This is a genomic window from Streptomyces longwoodensis (genome assembly GCF_001514125.1).
Classification (GTDB): Bacteria; Actinomycetota; Actinomycetes; order Streptomycetales; family Streptomycetaceae; genus Streptomyces; species Streptomyces longwoodensis.
The window spans coordinates 646586-664026 of sequence record NZ_KQ948550.1 but is presented as its reverse complement, the minus strand read 5'-3'; the positions used below and the strand labels follow the sequence as shown (position 1 = coordinate 664026).

At 74.5% G+C, this 17441-nt stretch carries 15 protein-coding genes and 1 pseudogene; 7 read left to right on the top strand and 9 right to left on the bottom strand.

The features are described from left to right. Positions 1-31: 31 nt before the first annotated feature. Genes AQJ30_RS07760 through AQJ30_RS07750 form a run of 3 tightly spaced genes read right to left on the bottom strand, consistent with a single transcriptional unit; the run spans position 32 to position 2987 of the window. Positions 32-280: an acyl-CoA carboxylase subunit epsilon gene (locus tag AQJ30_RS07760; RefSeq protein WP_067230274.1), complete on the bottom strand. Its 249-nt coding sequence runs from the start codon at positions 278-280 to the stop codon at positions 32-34. A gap of 23 nt (positions 281-303) precedes the next feature. Beyond that, positions 304-1908, bottom strand: a complete 1605-nt coding sequence (locus AQJ30_RS07755) for an acyl-CoA carboxylase subunit beta (RefSeq protein ID WP_067230271.1) — start codon at positions 1906-1908, stop codon at positions 304-306. A gap of 14 nt (positions 1909-1922) precedes the next feature. After that, positions 1923-2987 carry a 3-oxoacyl-ACP synthase III family protein gene (locus tag AQJ30_RS07750; RefSeq protein WP_067230268.1) on the bottom strand — a complete coding sequence of 355 codons (1065 nt, stop codon included), beginning with the start codon at positions 2985-2987 and terminating at the stop codon, positions 1923-1925. A gap of 136 nt (positions 2988-3123) precedes the next feature. Here AQJ30_RS07750 and AQJ30_RS07745 point away from each other — a divergent pair, with 136 nt between their 5' ends. Then, complete coding sequence (locus tag AQJ30_RS07745) at positions 3124-3750, top strand: TetR/AcrR family transcriptional regulator (RefSeq protein WP_067230265.1); 627 nt, start codon at positions 3124-3126, stop codon at positions 3748-3750. A gap of 507 nt (positions 3751-4257) precedes the next feature. Then, on the top strand, positions 4258-4983 hold the full coding sequence (locus AQJ30_RS07740) for a TetR/AcrR family transcriptional regulator (protein ID WP_067230263.1): 726 nt from the start codon (positions 4258-4260) through the stop codon (positions 4981-4983). A gap of 162 nt (positions 4984-5145) precedes the next feature. Here the strand turns inward: AQJ30_RS07740 and AQJ30_RS07735 are convergent, their stop codons facing one another. Continuing rightward, positions 5146-6204, bottom strand: a complete 1059-nt coding sequence (locus AQJ30_RS07735) for a beta-ketoacyl-[acyl-carrier-protein] synthase family protein (protein ID WP_067230261.1) — start codon at positions 6202-6204, stop codon at positions 5146-5148. Positions 6205-6775: 571 nt separating this feature from the next. On the opposite strand from AQJ30_RS07735, the pseudogene AQJ30_RS39220 reads away from it, so the two are divergent. The 4 genes and pseudogenes from AQJ30_RS39220 to AQJ30_RS07715 all read left to right on the top strand — a co-directional run. After that, positions 6776-7033, top strand: a pseudogene (locus AQJ30_RS39220) (WhiB family transcriptional regulator); the annotation flags it as partial. A gap of 296 nt (positions 7034-7329) precedes the next feature. Next, positions 7330-8469, top strand: coding sequence for an alpha/beta fold hydrolase (locus tag AQJ30_RS07725; protein WP_067230256.1), 1140 nt, complete (start codon positions 7330-7332; stop codon positions 8467-8469). Then, on the top strand, positions 8466-9674 hold the full coding sequence (proB, locus tag AQJ30_RS07720) for a glutamate 5-kinase (protein ID WP_067230254.1): 1209 nt from the start codon (positions 8466-8468) through the stop codon (positions 9672-9674). The genes AQJ30_RS07725 and proB overlap by 4 nt, the downstream gene beginning before the upstream one ends. Before the next feature lie 223 nt (positions 9675-9897). Continuing rightward, positions 9898-10602 carry a DUF4328 domain-containing protein gene (locus tag AQJ30_RS07715; RefSeq protein WP_067230251.1) on the top strand — a complete coding sequence of 235 codons (705 nt, stop codon included), beginning with the start codon at positions 9898-9900 and terminating at the stop codon, positions 10600-10602. Positions 10603-10641: 39 nt separating this feature from the next. Here AQJ30_RS07715 and AQJ30_RS38380 read toward each other — a convergent pair whose 3' ends face one another. The 5 genes from AQJ30_RS38380 to ccrA form a co-directional block, all read right to left on the bottom strand. Beyond that, positions 10642-10815, bottom strand: coding sequence for a hypothetical protein (locus AQJ30_RS38380; protein ID WP_159052310.1), 174 nt, complete (start codon positions 10813-10815; stop codon positions 10642-10644). A 15-nt stretch (positions 10816-10830) separates the two neighbouring features. Beyond that, on the bottom strand, positions 10831-12201 hold the full coding sequence (locus tag AQJ30_RS07710) for a glutamate-5-semialdehyde dehydrogenase (protein WP_079083908.1): 1371 nt from the start codon (positions 12199-12201) through the stop codon (positions 10831-10833). Continuing rightward, a complete protein-coding gene (locus tag AQJ30_RS07705; RefSeq protein WP_067230249.1) occupies positions 12198-12443 on the bottom strand; it encodes a hypothetical protein in 246 nt (81 codons plus the stop codon). The genes AQJ30_RS07710 and AQJ30_RS07705 overlap by 4 nt, the downstream gene beginning before the upstream one ends. A gap of 96 nt (positions 12444-12539) precedes the next feature. Next, positions 12540-14441 carry a 3-hydroxyacyl-CoA dehydrogenase family protein gene (locus tag AQJ30_RS07700; protein WP_245726845.1) on the bottom strand — a complete coding sequence of 634 codons (1902 nt, stop codon included), beginning with the start codon at positions 14439-14441 and terminating at the stop codon, positions 12540-12542. Next, positions 14438-15811 (bottom strand): crotonyl-CoA carboxylase/reductase, encoded by a 1374-nt coding sequence (gene ccrA / locus AQJ30_RS07695; protein ID WP_067230246.1) that lies wholly within the window; start codon positions 15809-15811, stop codon positions 14438-14440. The genes AQJ30_RS07700 and ccrA overlap by 4 nt, the downstream gene beginning before the upstream one ends. A gap of 253 nt (positions 15812-16064) precedes the next feature. Here ccrA and AQJ30_RS07690 point away from each other — a divergent pair, with 253 nt between their 5' ends. After that, positions 16065-17396, top strand: coding sequence for a cation:proton antiporter domain-containing protein (locus AQJ30_RS07690; protein ID WP_067230245.1), 1332 nt, complete (start codon positions 16065-16067; stop codon positions 17394-17396). Positions 17397-17441: the final 45 nt, after the last annotated feature.

Genomic DNA, 17441 nt, shown 5'->3' with positions numbered 1-17441 from the left:
ACCCGCGCTTGCGGGGCGCCGGGCGCGGGGCTCAGTCGCGCCAGCTCACCGGTGAGCGGTAGGGCGTGCTGCGGGCGCCCGGGCCCTCCCACAGGGGGACGACCGTGACCGGCTCATCCCGCGGCTCCCCGGCCGTCAGGGCGGCGGCCCGGGAGAGCAGCACCGCGGTGAGCGCGGCGAGTTCCTCGGCGGGCAGCGCGCCGCCGCGGACGACGCGGACCAGGGGCGCCCCCGGCCGTCCGGTGGCGGAGCCGTCCGTGTGCGTGACCGTGCTCGTCATGTGACGTTCCCTCACTTCGCTCGTCATTGGGGCGGGTTGCCGTGCTTGCGGGCCGCCAGGTCGGCGTGCTTGGCGCGCAGCATGCGCAGGGACTCGACGAGGATCCGGCGGGTGTCGGCCGGGTCGATCACGTCGTCGATCAGGCCGCGTTCGGCCGCGTGGTAGGGGTGCATCAGCTCGGCCCGGTACTCCTTGACGAGCTGCCGGCGCACCGCCTCGGGGTCCTCGGCGGCGCGGATGCGGCGCCGGAAGACGACGTTGGCGGCGCCCTCCGCGCCCATCACCGCGACCTCGTTGGTGGGCCAGGCGTAGGTGAGGTCGGCGCCCACGGACCGGGAGTCCATGACGATGTACGCGCCGCCGTACGCCTTGCGCAGGATGACCGAGATCCGGGGGACCGTGGCGTTGCAGTAGGCGTAGAGCAGCTTGGCGCCGCGCCGGATGATGCCGTTGTGCTCCTGGTCGACCCCGGGCAGGAAGCCGGGCACGTCGACCAGGGTGACCAGCGGGATGTTGAAGGCGTCGCACATCTGCACGAAGCGGGCCGCCTTCTCACTGGCGTCGATGTCCAGGACGCCCGCCTGCACCAGCGGCTGGTTGGCGACGAGGCCGACGACCTGCCCGCCGAGCCGGCCGAGCGCGCACACCACGTTGGCGGCCCAGCGCTCGTGAACCTCCAGCACCTCCCCGTCGTCGACGAGCTCCTCGACGACGCGGCGCATGTCGTACGGCCGGTTGCCGTCGGCCGGGACGAGGTCGAGCAGGGCCTCGCACGGCCGGTCCACCGGGTCCTCGGGCAGCGCGGCGGGGGGCGTCTCCCGGTTGTTCTGGGGCAGCAGCGACAGCAGGTAGCGGACCTCCTCCAGGCAGGTCTCCTCGTCGTCGTGCGCGAAGTGCGCGACACCGGACACCTCGGCGTGCACGTCGGCTCCGCCCAGGGCGCCGATGGAGACCCGCTCGCCGGTGACGGCCTGGACCACGTCGGGGCCGGTGATGAACATCTGCGAGGTCTCGCGGACCATGAAGACGAAGTCGGTCAGGGCGGGGCTGTAGGCGGCGCCGCCCGCGCACGGGCCGAGCATCACGGAGATCTGCGGGATGACGCCGGAGGCACGGGTGTTGCGCTGGAAGATGCCGCCGTACCCGGCGAGCGCGGTGACGCCCTCCTGGATGCGGGCGCCCGCGCCGTCGTTGAGCGACACGAGCGGGGCGCCGGCGGCGACCGCGCGGTCCATGATGCGGTGGATCTTCTGGGCGTGCGCCTCGCCGAGCGCGCCGCCGAAGATGCGGAAGTCGTGGGCGTAGACGAACACGGTCCGCCCGTGCACGGTCCCCCAGCCGGTGATCACGCCGTCGGTGTGCGGCCGCCGGTCCTCCAGCCCGAAGCCGGTCGCCCGGTGCCGCCGCAGCGGCTCCACCTCCTGGAAGGAACCGGGGTCGAGCAGCAGCCCTATGCGCTCCCGCGCCGTCAGCTTCCCCTTGCCGCGCTGGGCGGCGGTCGCCCGTTCGTCGCCCTGCTCGACCCGCTCGCGCAGGGCATGCAACTCGGCGACCCGGCCCCGCAGATCGGCGGCGGGGGCCCCGGGGGTGGCGTCGGCGCGGTCCGTCGTGCCCTCGTGGGTGTTCATGCGGCCGTCCCCCTTCACCGGCTCAGCGGCGAGAGCAGTTCGCCGGCCGGGACGGGGTCGGGGTCCGGCGCCGGGGCGGCCGGGTCGAGGGTCCAGTCGAGCAGGGCGGTGCCGAGGCTCATGCCACCGCCGAACGCGGCCAGCACCACCAGGTCACCGGCGGCCACCGCGCCCCTGCGGTCCATCTCGGCGAGCGTGACCGGGACCGAGGCGGCGCCGGTGTTGGCGTACCGCTCCAGCGTGAGGTGCAGGTCGGCGCCGCGCAGCCCGAGGTCCGGCCAGAGGTCGGCGAGCATCGCGCCGTTGGCCTGGTGCGGGACGAAGTGCCGTACGGCGTCCGGCGGTACGGCGGCCTCGCGCAGCAGCCGGCCGACCTCGCGCGGCAGGGTGCGGGTGACGAAGGCGCGCACGCCGCGGCCGTCCATCCGGAAGTAGTGGCCGCCCTCGGCCACGGTCACCGGCGAGGCGGGGAGGCGGCTGCCGCCGGCCTCGACCCGGATCAGGCCGTGCGCGTCGCCGTGCGAGACGAGGGACACGTGCCGCAGGCCGCGCCCGGCCGGGACGGGCCCGAGCACGACCGCACCGGCCCCGTCCCCGAACAGCGCGGCGGTGCGGCGGTCGGCGTAGTCCAGGATGCGGGAGTACAGGTCGGCGCCGATCACCAGCCCGTGCCGGGGTTCGCCGGGCGCGGCGGCGGCCAGCAGCTTCTCCACGGTCTTCAGGGCGTAGACGAAGCCGCTGCACACGGCGTTGACGTCGAACGCGGCGGCCCCGCGGGCGCCGATGCGGTCCTGCACGAGCGCCGCGGTGGCGGGCTGCGGGTGGTCGGGCGTGGAGGTGGCGACCACCACGTACGCCAGCTGGTCGGCCGACAACCCGGCCCGGCGCAGCGCGTGTTCGGCCGCGGCCGCGGCGAGGTCGGAGGTGGCCTGGTGGGGCGCGGCCCGGCGCCGCTCGCGTATGCCGGTCTTGCGGACGATCCACTCGTCGGTCACGCCGGCCCCGTGCCCGATCTCCGCGTTGCTGACGATGGCCTCGGGCAGGTACGAGCCCACTCCGGTGATGCCGATGGACTGCACGATTCCTCCTCGGGCGGCGAACGCCGAATAACTCATCGAGTGTTGAAATCATCGCAGAGCCGCTTGACTAATTCAACAGAGACAGACTTCACTGGAGAGTGAATTAACGCCCGGACCGGCCGAGGACCCACGGGAGATGCCCACCATGACCGTCACCAGCGCAGTGGACGCGGCGGAGGCGCGCGTCGAGGCCACCCAGGCCCTGGTCTCCGCGGGCCGCACCCTCTTCACCCGCAAGGGGTACCGCCAGACCGACTTCGCCGAACTCGCCGAGGAGGCGGGCCTGGACCTGGCCCAGGCCCGCGAACTCCTCCCCGACAAGGCCGCCGTGCTCGGCGCCCTCGTCGAACGCACCGTCAAGGTCGCGGGGTTGCTGCGCCCGGCGGTCGCCGAGGGCGTCGACGAGGACCTGCCCGCCCGGCTGGCCCGCATCTACCTCACCCTGTGGGAGCCCGGCGAGGAGGAGGAGTCCCCGCTGGTCGAGCTGTACCGGATCGCCCTGTCCGACGCGGAGGCCTCCCGCGTGCTGCGCGGCCGCATGGCCGAGGCGCTCAACGCGATGGTCGACCACGAACTCCCGGGCGAGGACGCGGAGCTCCGCACAGCCCTGTTCGGCGCCCAGCTCGGCGGCGTCGCTCTCGTCCGGCACCTCATCGGGGTCCGGGCGGTGGCCGCGCCGGACGTGGAGACCCTGATCGCGACGATCGCACCGGGGCTTCGGCGGACGCTGCTCGGGGTGGGAGGTGTGGACGAGGGGGTGTGAGGCGGGGGTGGTTCGGGGGGCGGGCGGCTCGGGATTCGGTGGTGCGGGGCGCCGGGAGCTCCGGGGCCGCGGGCCTGGGAGGACGGCGTGGGCTCCGGTCGGCGCCGGGGGCGGTGAGGGTCGGGGGCCGGAAGGGCGGCTCGGGCTCGCGGCGACGCAGGGCCAAGGGAACCGACTCCAGCTCCGGTGCCGCCCACGACACCACGCCCACCACGACCGCGCACCCCACTTCCACTTCCCTCGCGGCCCGCACACCGGCAGGGCCGCCCCTCCCCTCGACCCCGGCCGCACGCCGGCGCCGGATCCCCCGCCGACTTCCCGTCGGATTCCACTTCCGCAGTATCTTTCCCCTCGGAGCGGGAAGTCTTGTGTCGACCAACGGGCCGCCACGGGTGGGCGGTCCCGTGCCGGAGCCCGCGGATGGACGCTCTCCGGAGCGCCTGCTAGGATGTTTTCACTATGCGGTGAATTAATCGCTCGAACCCCCCCGCGAAGTGCAGTGATCCCATGACATCCAGGCAGACATACGACTCGACGAGTGCCCCCCGCAAGTCCGGGTCGGGCGGCCGGGCCGCCTCGGCGTCCGCCAAGGACACGCGCCCGCGACGCGCCCGCAGTGGACGCCGCCCCGGTGACAGCGGCACCCGCGAGCAGATCCTCGAATCGGCACTGCACCTCTTCGCCGACCGGGGGTACGCGCGCACCACCATCCGGGCCATCGCCGAGGACGCGGAGGTGGACCCGGCACTCGTCCACCACTTCTTCGGCAACAAGGAGGGCGTCTTCGACGCCGCCATCAACTCCTCGTTCAGCGTCTCGGCGAGCTTCGACAACATGCCGGACGTCGACACGGCCGCCACCGAGGCGACGTGGATCGCCCAGACGTACTTCTCGTTCTGGGAGCACGAGAGCACGCGCTACGCGATGACCGCCATCTACCGGGCGGGCCTCGCCGACAGCGCCACCTCGGACATGCTGCGCGAGCGCATCGAGGCCAGCACCAAGGCTTGGGCCCAGGCGTCCGGTTACAAGGAGCGTCCCGACGCCACGACCCGCGCGGCCCTGGCCTCCGGCCACCTCGCGGGGCTGGCGCTGATGCGGTACGTGCTCCGGATCCAGCCGCTCGCCTCCATGGACTTCGAGGAGTTCATCGCCTGGGTGGTGCCGGCCCTGGAGCTGCGGCTGTCCGCGACGCTGGCACCCCGCCGGCCGCACGACCCCGCGGCGGACTGAGCCGGCCGGCGACACGGGGCAGCCGACCAGCGAGGGGCCACACCCGAAAGGTCACCCCCCTCCCCCGGTGTCCCACTGCGCGGGGCCACCCCCTCCGCGGTCGGCGCGTTCCCGACGGGCCCTCACCGGTCCGCGCCGGACCCACCCCTCCGCGCCTCGGGCTCAGCCGTGCCACACCACCCGGAGCGCCATCACCGACACGCCCGGGGCGAGCGAGACCACGAGGCCGTGCGCACCGTCCTCGGGCGGCTTGCGAAACGTCCGTTCCATGACCTCCAGGACGGACACCGAGCCCACGTTGCCCACCTCGCGCAGTGAGTCACGGGCCAGGCCGAAGAGTTCCGGGTCGGCCCCGAGGCCGGCCACGACGGCGTCCAGCGCCTTGGAGCTCCCGGTGTGGGAGACCACGAAGTCGGGACCGGCGTGCATGCCGTCGGACCCCGCGCGCCCGAACCACTCCTTCACGTGGGGCATGACCCCGGCGATCGTGGGGAGCAGGCGCCGTGAGTTGAAGGTATGCAGCCCGTCGTCGTCGACGAACGAGCCCACGACATCGCTGCCGCGGTGCAGCTGCAGCCACTCCCCGGAGTCGCGCAGTTCCAGGTGCGGACCGCGTGCGTCGGAGGTGACCACGCACGCGCCGGCCGCGTCCCCGATGATCCCCTTGAAGATCATGCCGTCCAGGCCGGTGTCCCCCTGGTGCAGGTAGTGGCTGAACACGTCGGCGCACACCACGAGCACGGTGCTGCCGGGACGCGCGGTGACCAGCTCGGCGGCCGTGGAGATGCCGAAGACCCCGCCGCCGCAGCCGAGTTGGGTCACGGGTATGCGGCGCACCGAGGGCCGCAGCCCGAGTCTGTCCAGGAGCGGGACGTCGAGCCCCGGGATGCTGTGGCCGGTGGCGCTGGCCACCACGACGGCGTCGACGTCCTCGGGGCGCAGTCCCGCCTCCAGGAGGGCGCCTCGTGCGGCCGACTCAGCCAGTTCGAGGGAGTCCTGGAGGTGCCGGCGCGTGCGGTCCGCGACGGAGCCGTCCGTGCACCACTGCTCGGCCAGCGGACGGGTGTACCAGCGGGTCCGTACGGTGGTGGCGCGGATGAAGCGCTTGAGGTGGGCGAGACGCGGGTGGTCCGGGTAGACCTCCTCGATCCGCTCGAGTATTTCCTCGGTGGTGACCTGGTGACGCGGCAGGACGACCACGGGTGCACTGACGACGGGCATGGGGTCTCCAAGGACGCTGTGACGTGGCGTGCGTGCACGAGCCCGCGCCCGGCGGGCGGAAACCGGCCGTCGCGGGCCCGGACAGCGGGCACCGCGCGGCGACGAGCAGCCCTCACCTCGGAAGTTCCCCGCACGCCGCGCACTCCCCAGTGCGCGGTCGCGCTCCCCCGTTGCGAGCGCCGTTTGACGGCGCGAACAAGAAACGTCGGCCCGGCGGTGACGATGACCGGGGGGCACGGACGTGACACTTCCGCCGGGGGCGCTCTCAGCAGGCCGCGGCTGCGCGAGCCGGTGCCGGGCATGTCGGCGCCCCGACGCCCTCGCGGGCTTCGGCGGTGGCTTACGAAAGCGACGGTACGACAAGGGAGTTGACTCATCAAGGGTGAATTTCAACGCTCGTGGAATCCATCGGACCTGCACCGATCGTCCAAATCTCAACCACACCGTCGGCGCACAGGCCGGACACCGGGACGTAACCCGGAGGGAACTCAACAAGCATTGAAATCATCGCTTGTTGAGTTTATCGTGGGGTCAGATACGGCCGCCTTCCGTCGAGAAAGGGCCGACCGCCATGTACGCACCGGCACCCCAGCGCGCGGGCACCGACCCCTGGGTGGAGCGCGCGGCCTGTCGTGACACCGACCCCGAGACCTTCTTCCCGTCCGCCGGCAGGTCCGGCGACCACGACCCCGAGGCTCCCGCCAAGCGGGTCTGCGCCCGCTGTCCGGTCTCCCGCGACTGCCTGCGCGAGGCCCTACGGCACGAGGAGAGCACCGGCATCTGGGGCGGCCTCAACGTCCGCGAGCGCCGCGAACTGCTGCGCATCGCGGCGTCGTTGGGAGCCCCCGATCCCGAGCTCGACGCCCTCCTCGCGGACGAACGCCGCCGGCTCCGCCCCCAGCAGCGGGAGCGCCCGGCGTACGTGTGGTTCCTGCGCCACCACGGCTGGGGCCCGCGGCGCATCGCCGGCGCGCTCGGCATGACCTGCCGCCAGGTCGAACAGGCCTGGCAGCTCGCCGAGTTCGCCTCCCTCTGCACCCGCGGCCGGACCTCCCGCGCCGAACGGCCGCCACGCGCCCGGGGACCCCGTCCCCGCGTCGCCGGCGCCGGCTCCGGACCGGCGTCGTGACGCCGCCCGCCCCGGCCCGCCCCGGCCGGACGCACCGCACCGTGCGCACCGACGACGGCGCGGACCTCGCGGTACGCGCCCACGGCCCCGCCGACGCCGACGCCACGGTGCTGCTGGCGCACGGCTGGACCATGTCCGCGCGCGACTGGCGGCCCCACGTCGACGCGCTGGCCCGGCCCCGCCCCGGCTTCCCGGCCCTGCGCACGGTCACCTACGACCAGCGCGGCCACGGCGCCTCCGGGCGCGGCTCGGCCCGGCTGGACATGGCCCTGCTCGGCGACGACCTGGCCCGGGTCCTCGAGGCGACGACGACGTCGTACGGCGGTCCGGTCCTGCTCGTCGGGCACTCCATGGGCGGCATGGCGATCCAGCAGCTGGCCGCCCGGCACCCCGGCCTGTTCGGGACCCGGATCGCGGGCGTCGCGCTCGTCTCCACCTGCCTGGACGGGGTGGGTGACGTCCCGCCCCCGTCCGCCCACCGCCTCGACCGCCGCCAGGCGCTGGCCCGGCGGCACACCACCGACGCGCTGCTGCGCTCGCCCCGGTGCGCCCGCGCCGTGCACCGGCTGCTGACCGGCCCGCTCTCCCACCCGACGACGGCCCCGCTGTGGCGGGCGCTGCTCGGCGGGGACGGGCGGGGCGCGGCCGCGCGCGCCGACGCGCGGGCACTGCGGGACGTACCGGTGCTGACCATCGCGGAGTTCCTCGCCGCGCTCACCACTCACGACTGCGCCGGGCGCCTGGCCGCCCTGGCCCGGGTGCCCACCCGGGTCCTGGTCGGCACCCGGGACCGCTACACCCCGCCCGACCAGGCCCGCCGGCTCGCCCGTGCCGTCCCCGGGGCGGCCCTCCAGCTCGTCCCGGGCCAGGGGCACGACCTGCCGTACGAGCGACCGGTGCTCGTCGTGGAGACGGTGCACGCGCTGCTGCGCGAGGTGCGCCGACTTGGCGACTCAACACCTGTGCCTTCTGCGGATGTTGGCATCGCTTCCGCCCCGCACACGGACCACGCCACCCCCCGCCCGGAGGCCCCCGCCGTCATGGACACCGTCAGCGCCCGAACCGTCGGACCGACCCCGGATCCCGGCGGCGACGCACCGTCGCGCACGGACGGTCCGCTGGTGGTCCTGCGGTGACCGGGCGGACCGAAGACGTGCTGCGCGCCGACGTGCTGACGGCCCGTCGGATCGTCGTCAAGGTGGGGTCCTCCTCCCTGACGACCGCGGTCGGCGGGCTGGACTCGGACCGGGTGGACGCGCTGGTCGACGTGCTCGCGCGGGCCCGGGCGGCCGGTACCGAGATCGTCCTGGTCTCCTCCGGCGCCATCGCCGCGGGTCTGGCACCGCTGGGCCTGGCCGAGCGTCCCCGTGACCTCGCCCGCCAGCAGGCGGCCGCCTGTGTGGGCCAGGGCCTGCTGGTGGCCCGTTACACCGCCTCCTTCGCCCGCCACGGGCTGCGCGTCGGGCAGGTGCTGCTGACCGCCGACGACGTGGGCCGCCGCACCCAGTACCGCAACGCCCACCGGGCGCTCAGCCAGGTGCTCGCGATGGGCGCGGTGCCCGTCGTCAACGAGAACGACACCGTCGCCACGGCCGAGATCCGCTTCGGCGACAACGACCGGCTCGCCGCCCTCGTCGCCCACCTGGTCCGCGCCGACCTGCTGGTCCTGCTGTCCGACGTCGACGGCCTCTACGACGGCGACCCGGGCCGCCCCGGCGCGCGCCGGCTGGCCGAGGTGCGCGGGCCCGGCGACCTGAGGGACGTCGAACTCGGCAGCGCCGGCCTGGCCGGGGTGGGCACAGGGGGCATGGTCACCAAGGTGGAGGCGGCGCGGATCGCCACCGACGCCGGCATCCCGGTCGTACTGACGGCCGCCCGGCACGCCGCCGACGCCCTGGCCGGCCGGGGGACGGGCACCCTGTTCCACCGCACCGGCGAGCGCGCCGCGGACCACCTGCTGTGGCTGGAGCACGCCAGCACCCCGCGCGGTGCCGTACGGCTCACCGCGGACGCGGCCCGCGCCGTCGTCCAGGACAACCGGCCGCTCCTCGCGGCGGACGTGACCGGCGTCGAGGGCCACTTCGCGGCCGGCGACCCGGTCGAACTGCTCGACGAGGACGGGCGCGTGGTCGCCCGCGGGCTGGCCGGCGTGGACGCGCGCGAGCTGCCGCGGACCCGGCCGTCCCCGCCGCGTGAGGTGGTCCACCCGGACGACCTGGTGCCGGTGGCCGGCCCGACGCGCGCGGTCGAGCGGCCCGTACCGCGGGACGGAACACCGGCCCGGGGGCGGACCGGGGTGCGCATCCGCGTCCTCCCGGCGTCGGCGGTACCGGGTCCCTGACACCGGCCGCACCGCGGCGGCCCGGCAGCGGTCGGGCCACCGTCGGCCGCCACGGTCGTCCGGCCGTGCGGGCACCGGCAACCGAGTGGACGCGGGACGGCATTCGACCGTATGTTCCAGTGCCCGCGTACGTCCTCGCACGCACGCCGGCACCAGCGCAGCCGCGCCGGTTCGGGGAGAACCGGGCGCCGGCCCGGATCTCGTCCGCTCGGGGGACCTCCTGATGACCACGCCCATGCCGGCTCCGCCGTACGCCGGTCCTCCCGGCCTCCGGCTGCGCCCGCCGGCCGCGCTCGCGCGCGCCACCGCCGTGCTGCTCGGACTCGTCGTCGCCAGTGACCTGTTCGCCTGCTCCGCGGACCTGCTGCAGAGGGACGTGGCCGGGGACCTGGCCGACGGCGGCACCGGCGCCGGCCTGATCGACCGGGCGGACCGGGCGGACACCCTCTTCGCCGCAGCCGGCGTCGCGCAGGGTGCCGCGCTGGTGGCCACGGCCGTCGTCGCCCTGTGCTGGCTGTGGCGGATCCGGGTGAACGCCGAGGTGTTCGACGCCTCCCGGCACCGTCTGCGGCGCGGCTGGACCATCGGCGCCTGGTTCTGCCCGGTGGTGAACCTCTGGTTCCCGCGCCGCATCGTCGCGGACAGCTGGGACGCCAGCGCTCCGTGGGGCGTGCGGTCCGGGCACGCGCCGGTGAACGCCTGGTGGACCGTGTGGCTCGCCGACCTCTTCGTCGGCCGGTTCGCCGACCGCGGCTACGGTCGGGCGGAAACGGCGGACGAACTGCGCGAGGCCGCCGGGACGATGCTGTTCTCCGACTGCCTCGACATCGCCGCCGCGGCCCTCACCTTCGTGGTGGTCACCCGGCTGACCCGGTTGCAGGAGCGCAAGGTGCTCTCCGGCGAACTGCCTTCCTACGCGATCGGTTGACGGCCCCGGCCCGCGTCGGGCCGTACGGCGGGCGGGCGTTCAGTCGATGCCGCGCACGATGTGGGGCTCGGCGGGGTCCTCCTCGACACCGGCCAGCCCCAGCCACGGGACGGGCAGGGCCGGCGGCAGGGACAGGTGGCGCCGCTCGGGTGTCTCCTCCGCGTACAGCAGCCAGCCCGACGGCCGGGTCTCGGTGATGATGCGCACGTACATGGCCGGTCCTCCTGTTCACGTCTCCGGTACGGCGGCTCCGTCCCGGACGTGTCCGTCACCCACCAGGACGTGGGTGGTGGTGGTCAGCGCGGCCAGTCCCATCGGGCCGCGCGCGTGGAGCTTCTGCGTGGAGATGCCGAGTTCGGTGCCCAGCCCGATCTGGCCGCCGTCCGCGAAGCGCGTGGAGGCGTTCACCGCGACGACCGCGGTGTCCATCAGCGCCACGAAGCGCCGCACCGCGGACTGGGAGTCGCTGACGACGGCCTCCGTGTGCCCGGTGCCGTACCGGCGGATGTGCTCGACCGCCTCGTCCAGCGAGCCGACCACGGCCGCGGACAGCTCCGGGGCGAGGTACTCGCGGCCCCAGTCGTCCTCCGTCGCGGGCACCACCGCCGGGTCGTACGACCGGACCCGCTCGTCCCCGTGCACCAGCACCCCGTGCGCGGCGAGCGCCGTGAGCGCGCGGGGCAGGAAGGCGTCGGCGACGGCCCCGTGCACGAGCAGCGACTCGGCGGCGTTGCAGACCGAGGGCCGCCGGGTCTTGGCGTCGAGCAGGACGGCGAGGGCCTTGTCGAGGTCGGCGTGCTCGTCGACGTAGACGTGGCAGTTGCCCACGCCGGTCTCGATGACGGGGACGGCGGAGTCGCGGACCGTCGCCCGGATGAGGTCGTGGCCGCCGCGCGGAACCAGGACGTCCACCAGGCCGCGCAGCGCCATCAGGGCGCGCACGGAGGCGTGCGTGACGCCGGGCACCAGGCACACGGCGTCCACCGGCAGGCTGGTGTCGGCGAGGGCCGAGCGGATCACGGCGACCAGCGCCGCGTTGGTGCGCCGGGCGGTAGAAGAGCCGCGCAGCAGGACCGCGTTGGCGCTCTTGAGGCACAGGGCGGCCGCGTCGACGGTGACGTTGGGGCGGCCCTCGTAGATCATGCCGACCACGCCCAGCGGCACCCGGACGCGGCGCACCTCCAGGCCGTTGGGCATCACCCCACCCCCGTCGACGCCGCCCACCGGGTCGGGCTCGTCGGCGAGGCTGCGCACGGTCGCCGCGAGGGCGTCGAGCCGGGCGCGGTCCAGGGCGAGGCGGTCGAGGACGGCCGCGTCCCGGCCGGCGGCGCGGGCCGCGGCCAGGTCCTCGGCGTTGGCGGCCAGCACGCCACCGGTGTGCGCGGCCAGCCGGTCGGCGATCAGGCGCAGCGCGGTGGCGCGCTCCCCGCCGGTGCTCAGGGCGAGCCGCCGCGCGGCCCGCCGGGCGTCCTCGGCGACGGCACGGACGGCACCGGCCGCACCGGCCGCACCGACCTCGTCGGGTGCGCCGGCCGCACCGGTGTTGTCCGGGACGGCCGGGACGGTGTCCGTGGCGTCCGTGGTCCGCGTGGTGCTCATCGCTCGCTCGCCTTCCGTCCCGGCTCGGCGGGGGCAGGGTGGGCCGCGTGCGGGGCGCGGGCAGGACGAGCTGTGTGCCGGGCGGAGGCGGGGCGGGCGGCGTGCGGGGCGCGGGCTGCGGGGCCCGCGAGACCGTGGCCGACGAGTTCGAGCAGCATCGACCAGGCGAAGGCGTCGGCGGACTCCTCCGAGAGGACGGGGGCGGGGGTGGGCGTCGGGTTCTCACCGGCCTGGTTGTTCATGGGCGGGTCCTTCGCTGGGGCGAGTGGGGTGGCGCACGGGAACGGAGGCTGGGGGTGGACGGCGACGGGCGGTCCGGCGGAACCGGCGCGGCATCCTCAGCCGTACACCCGGAAGCCGGCACCCGCCTTGCGGCCCACCCGGCCGGCCGCCACGAGGTGGCCGAGGAGCGGGGCCGGTGCCGAGGCGGGGTGGCGGTCGGCGGTGTGCAGGACCTCCTGGATGCTCAGGGAGACGTCGAGGCCGATGACGTCGAGGAGTTCGAAGGGGCCCAGCGGGAATCCGCAGCCGCCCTTCATGACCTGGTCGATGGCGTCGGTGCTCGCGTAGTGGCTCTCGGCGAGGCGCACGGCGCCGTTGAGGTACGGGAAGAGCAGCGCGTTGACGACGAAGCCCGGCCGGTCCAGGCACTGCACCGGGTGCTTGCCGATCCGCCGGCACAACTCCCGTGCGGCGGCCAGGTGATGGGGCGCGGTCTCCAGGGAGGGGATCACCTCGACCAGCTTCATCAGCGGGGCGGGGTTGAAGAAGTGCAGCCCGATCACGTCGCGGGGGCGCCCGGAGGCGAGGCCGCACTCGATGACCGGCAGGCTGGAGGTGGTGGTCGCGAGCAGTGCGTCCGGGCCGCACAGGGCGCCCAGGCGGGCGAAGAGGGGCTTCTTGACGGCGAGGTCCTCGGCGACGGCCTCGACGACGAGGTCGCAGTCGGCGAGCCGGCCGAGGTCGCTGCCCGGCTCCAGCCGGCCGAGCAGCGCGGACTGGTCGGCCTCGGTCATCCGGCCCCGGCGCACGGCGCGGCCGGTGGAGGCGGCGACCGCCTCCCACGCGGTCTTGGCGCGCTCGTCGCTGCGGCCGACGAGCAGGGTGGGGATGCCGTTGCGGGCGAGGACCTCCACGATGCCGGCGGCCATGGTGCCGGTGCCGACGACGCCGGCCCGGCGGACGGGCAGCGGGCGGACGGCGTCGGGGCCCGCGTCGGCACCGGTCCCGGCGGGCCGCGCCGGGTAGTCGTAGAAGCCGCGGCCCGACTTGCGGCCGAGCAGGCCGGCCAGTGCCATGTGCCGGAGCCGGCGGGCCGGTCGCAGCGCGGGCTCGTCCAGGCGGTCGGCGAGCGCGGTGAGGACGTCGCAGGCGGTGTCGGCGCCGATCACGTCGAGGAGTTCGAGCGGGCCGAGCGGCAGTCCGCAGCCGTACCGCATGGCCGCGTCGATGTCGTCGCGCCCGACGACGCCCTGGTCGTACAGGGCGACGGCGTGGTTGAGGTACCCGAACAGCAGTGAGGCGGAGACCAGTCCGGCCCGGTCGCCGACGGTGACGGGGTCCAGGCCGAGGGCGCGGGCGAGGTCGCGGACGCGCTCGACGGCCGCGGTGTCCGCGACGACCGTACGGCCGACCTCGGCGACCTCGGCGGTGGGCAGGGCCAGGTGCAGTCCGACGACTCGGCCGGGGCGCCCGGAGGCGGTGGCGAGGCCGGTGAGGGACAGCGCGGACGCGGTGGTGGCCAGCACGGTGGCGGGCGGGCAGACCCGGTCGAGGGCGCGCAGCACCTCGGTCTTGGCCTCGCGGCGCTCCGGCACCGCCTCCACGACGACGTCGGCGGACGCGAACTCCGCGTAGTCGTCGGTCAGTCGGAGGCGGCCGGTCGGCGCCGTGTCCCGGACGAGCCCGTCGAGGCGGGCCACGGCGTCCGGGCGCGGGTCGAGGACGACCACGTCGTACCCGGCGAGCGCCGCCCGCCGGACGAGTGCGGAGCCGACGGCACCGAGCCCGACGACGCCGAGGACACGGGGCAGTTCGCCGGGGGCACCGCCGGTGCCGGGGGTCCCTTCAGCTCCTCCACGCACACCGCCGCTGCCGGCGGCCCGCTCCGCTCCTCCACGCACACCGCCCGTGTCGGCGGCCTGCTCCGCTGCCCGACCCATGTCGCCGGTGCCGGGGGCCTGTTCCGCTCCCCCGCCCGCACCGCCGCTGCCGGCGGCCCGCTCCGCTCCCCCGCTCACGCCGCCACCCCCGTCACCACGCGGTCCGTGACCGCGGCCGTGCGGAACCGGTTGATCGCGTTCTCGTGGCGGGCGCGCAGCTCCGGGTCGGTGACGCCCAGGCCCTCCGTCGGGGACAGGCACAGGACGCCGATCTTGCCGTGGTGCTCGTTGCGGTGGACGGAGTCGACGGCGCGGGCCACGTCCGTGAGCGGGTAGGTGCGCGAGAGCGTCGGGTGGATCCTGCCCTGGACGATGAGCCGGTTGGCCAGCCACGCCTCGCGGTAGTTGGCGCAGTGGGTGCCGATGATCCGCTTGAGGGACATCCACAGGTAGCGGTTGTCGTACTCGTGGGTGTAGCCGGCCGTGGAGGCGCAGGTGACCACGGTGCCGCCCTTGCGGGTGACGTAGACCGACGCGCCGAACGTCTCGCGGCCGGGGTGCTCGAAGACGATGTCGACGTCCTCGCCGCCGGTCAGCTCGCGGATGCGCCGGCCGAAGCGCTTCCACTCCGTGGGGTCCTGGGTGTGGGGGTCGCTCCAGAAGCGGTAGCCCTCGGCGTTGCGGTCGATGATCAGCTCGGCGCCCAGGGAGCGGGCGAGCGCGGCCTTCTCGGGGGAGGAGACGACGCAGATGGGGTTGGCGCCGCCGGCCAGGGCGAGCTGGGTGGCGTAGGAGCCGAGGCCGCCGACGGCGCCCCAGATGAGGACGTTGTCGCCCTGCTTCATGCCGGCGCCCTGGGGGGTGACGAGCTGGCGGTAGGCGGTGGAGTTGACCAGGCCGGGTGAGGCGGCCTCCTCCCAGGTGAGGTGGGCGGCCTTGGGCAGCAGCTGGGTGGCCTTGACGAGGGCGAGGTCGGCGAGGCCGCCGAAGTTGGTCTCGTAGCCCCAGATGCGCTGCTCGGGGTCGAGCATGGGGTCGCCGTGGCCCTCGGGGTCCTCCAGCTCGACGGACACGCAGTGCGCGACGACCCGGTCGCCCGTCCGCCAGCGCCGCACGCCCGGGCCGCACTTGAGGACGACCCCGGCGAGGTCGGAGCCGATGACGTGGTACGGCAGGTCGTGGCGGGCGGCGAGCCCGCCGAGGCGGCCGTAGCGCTCCAGGGAGGCGAAGGTCGACACCGGGGTGAACAGGGCGCTCCAGACGGTGTTGTAGTTGACCGCGCTCGCCATGACCGCCACCAGCACCTCGCCGGGGCCGGGTTCGGGCGTGGGCACCTCCTCGACGTGCAGCGAGTCGGCGGGGCGCCGCTCGCGCAGGGGTACGCCGTCGAACAGGCCGGCGTCCGCCTTGTGCAGGACGGCGCCCCGGTAGGAGTGCGGCACCCCGAGGGCCGCCAGGTCGGCCGGCGCCGCGTCCGGGGACTCGATCGCCTCCACCAGTTCACGCATGGTCGGGCACCACCTTCTGCTCGGACAGGAACTCAACATACAGTGAACTCAACAGTGGATGAGTTTTTCACGGGCCCGAGCACCCGGCAACCCCCCAGGCAGCAGCCCCCGCAGGCGTCCCGACGCCTCCCACAGGGGGCCGACCAGCCCCGGGAGGCCCCTTGTTCGCGTATCGATCCGCGTGCAAAACTCATCAGCAGTTGAGTTCTTTGCTCGGTGAATTAATTTAACGCTCAACGCTCTAGGAGCTGCCGTGACCCCGCACCAGCTGGAATCCTTACAGGCCACCGCCTTCGCCGGGATCGCCGTCATCCTGGTCACGGGCACCCTCCTCGCCCGGCTCTCGCGGCGCATACGCCAGCCCGCCGTGATCGGCGAGATCACCGCGGGCATCCTGCTCGGACCGAGCCTGCTCGGACTGCTGCCGGGCGACCTGACGCACCGTCTGTTTCCTACCGAGGTACGCCCGTTGCTGTCGACCGTGGCCCAGATCGGGCTGCTGCTGTTCATGTTCACCATCGGCTGGGAACTGGACGGCGCCACCATGGGGCGCAACAAGCGCTCGGTGGCCGGGGTCACCGCGGGCAGCATCCTCACCCCACTGGCCCTCGGCATGGGCGTCGCCGCACTGCTGTACCACAACCACTCCGTGGTCGGCGGCGACAAGGTGCCCTGGTTCTCCTTCGTCCTCTACCTGGGCGTCAGCATGTCCATCACCGCGTTCCCCGTGCTGGCCCGCATCCTGAAGGACAACAACCTCAGCCGCACGAAGATCGGCGCGCTCGCCCTCACCAGCGCCGCGTTCGGCGACGTGCTCGCCTGGTGCCTGCTGGCCGGGGTGGTCGCCATCGTCACCGCGTCCGGGCCCACCGGTTTCACCGACACCCTCTGGATGTCCGCCGGGTACGGTGCCGCGATGATCTGCGTCGTGCGGCCGCTGCTCGCGCGGGCCGTCCTGTGGATCTCCCGCCGGGGCTCAGGCGCCCAACTGGCCGCGCTGGTCACCGCCGGTCTGCTGCTGTCCGCCTACACCACCTCGAAGATCGGCATCCACCCCATCTTCGGCGCGTTCGCCTTCGGCCTGGTCATGCCGCGCAAACCCCAGGCGATGCTCCAGGAACGCATGCTGCGCCCGCTGGAGCACGCCGGGGAGCTGCTGCTGCCGGTGTACTTCATCATCACCGGCCTGTCCGTGGACGTCGCCGGCGTCTCCGCGACCGGCTGGCTCGAACTGGCCCTCATCCTGACCGCGTCCATCCTCGGCAAGGTCCTGGGCGCCGGACTGCCGGCCCGCTCCTTCGGGCTGACCTGGCGCGAGTCGACCGGGGTGGGCGTGCTGATGAACACCCGGGGCCTGACCGAACTGATCATCCTGGGCGTCGGACTGAACCTCGGCGTGCTCGACGACAGCCTGTTCACCGAGATGGTCCTGATGGCCCTGATCACCACGGCGATGACCGGGCCCCTGCTGCCCTACCTCTTCCCGCGGGCGCGCATCGACCTGGTGCAGGCGCCCGCCCAGGACAAGCCCGTCGTCCGGTTCGCCGGCAAGGCCCCGGACAAGGCGCCCGACCTCGCCGGCTGACGCCGGCCGGGGCGGGGTCCGCCGGCCGGCCGGCCGGTCCCCCCA

Excerpts from the sequence above, each read along its gene's own strand:
- AQJ30_RS07760 (WP_067230274.1), bottom strand. The coding sequence starts at position 280 with ATGACGAGCACGGTCACGCACACGGACGGCTCCGCCACCGGACGGCCG.
- AQJ30_RS07755 (WP_067230271.1), bottom strand. The coding sequence starts at position 1,908 with ATGAACACCCACGAGGGCACGACGGACCGCGCCGACGCCACCCCCGGG.
- AQJ30_RS07745 (WP_067230265.1), top strand. The coding sequence starts at position 3,124 with ATGCCCACCATGACCGTCACCAGCGCAGTGGACGCGGCGGAGGCGCGC.
- AQJ30_RS07740 (WP_067230263.1), top strand. The coding sequence starts at position 4,258 with ATGACATCCAGGCAGACATACGACTCGACGAGTGCCCCCCGCAAGTCC.
- AQJ30_RS07735 (WP_067230261.1), bottom strand. The coding sequence starts at position 6,204 with ATGCCCGTCGTCAGTGCACCCGTGGTCGTCCTGCCGCGTCACCAGGTC.
- AQJ30_RS07715 (WP_067230251.1), top strand. The coding sequence starts at position 9,898 with ATGACCACGCCCATGCCGGCTCCGCCGTACGCCGGTCCTCCCGGCCTC.
- AQJ30_RS38380 (WP_159052310.1), bottom strand. The coding sequence starts at position 10,815 with ATGTACGTGCGCATCATCACCGAGACCCGGCCGTCGGGCTGGCTGCTG.
- AQJ30_RS07710 (WP_079083908.1), bottom strand. The coding sequence starts at position 12,201 with ATGAGCACCACGCGGACCACGGACGCCACGGACACCGTCCCGGCCGTC.
- AQJ30_RS07705 (WP_067230249.1), bottom strand. The coding sequence starts at position 12,443 with ATGAACAACCAGGCCGGTGAGAACCCGACGCCCACCCCCGCCCCCGTC.
- ccrA (WP_067230246.1), bottom strand. The coding sequence starts at position 15,811 with ATGCGTGAACTGGTGGAGGCGATCGAGTCCCCGGACGCGGCGCCGGCC.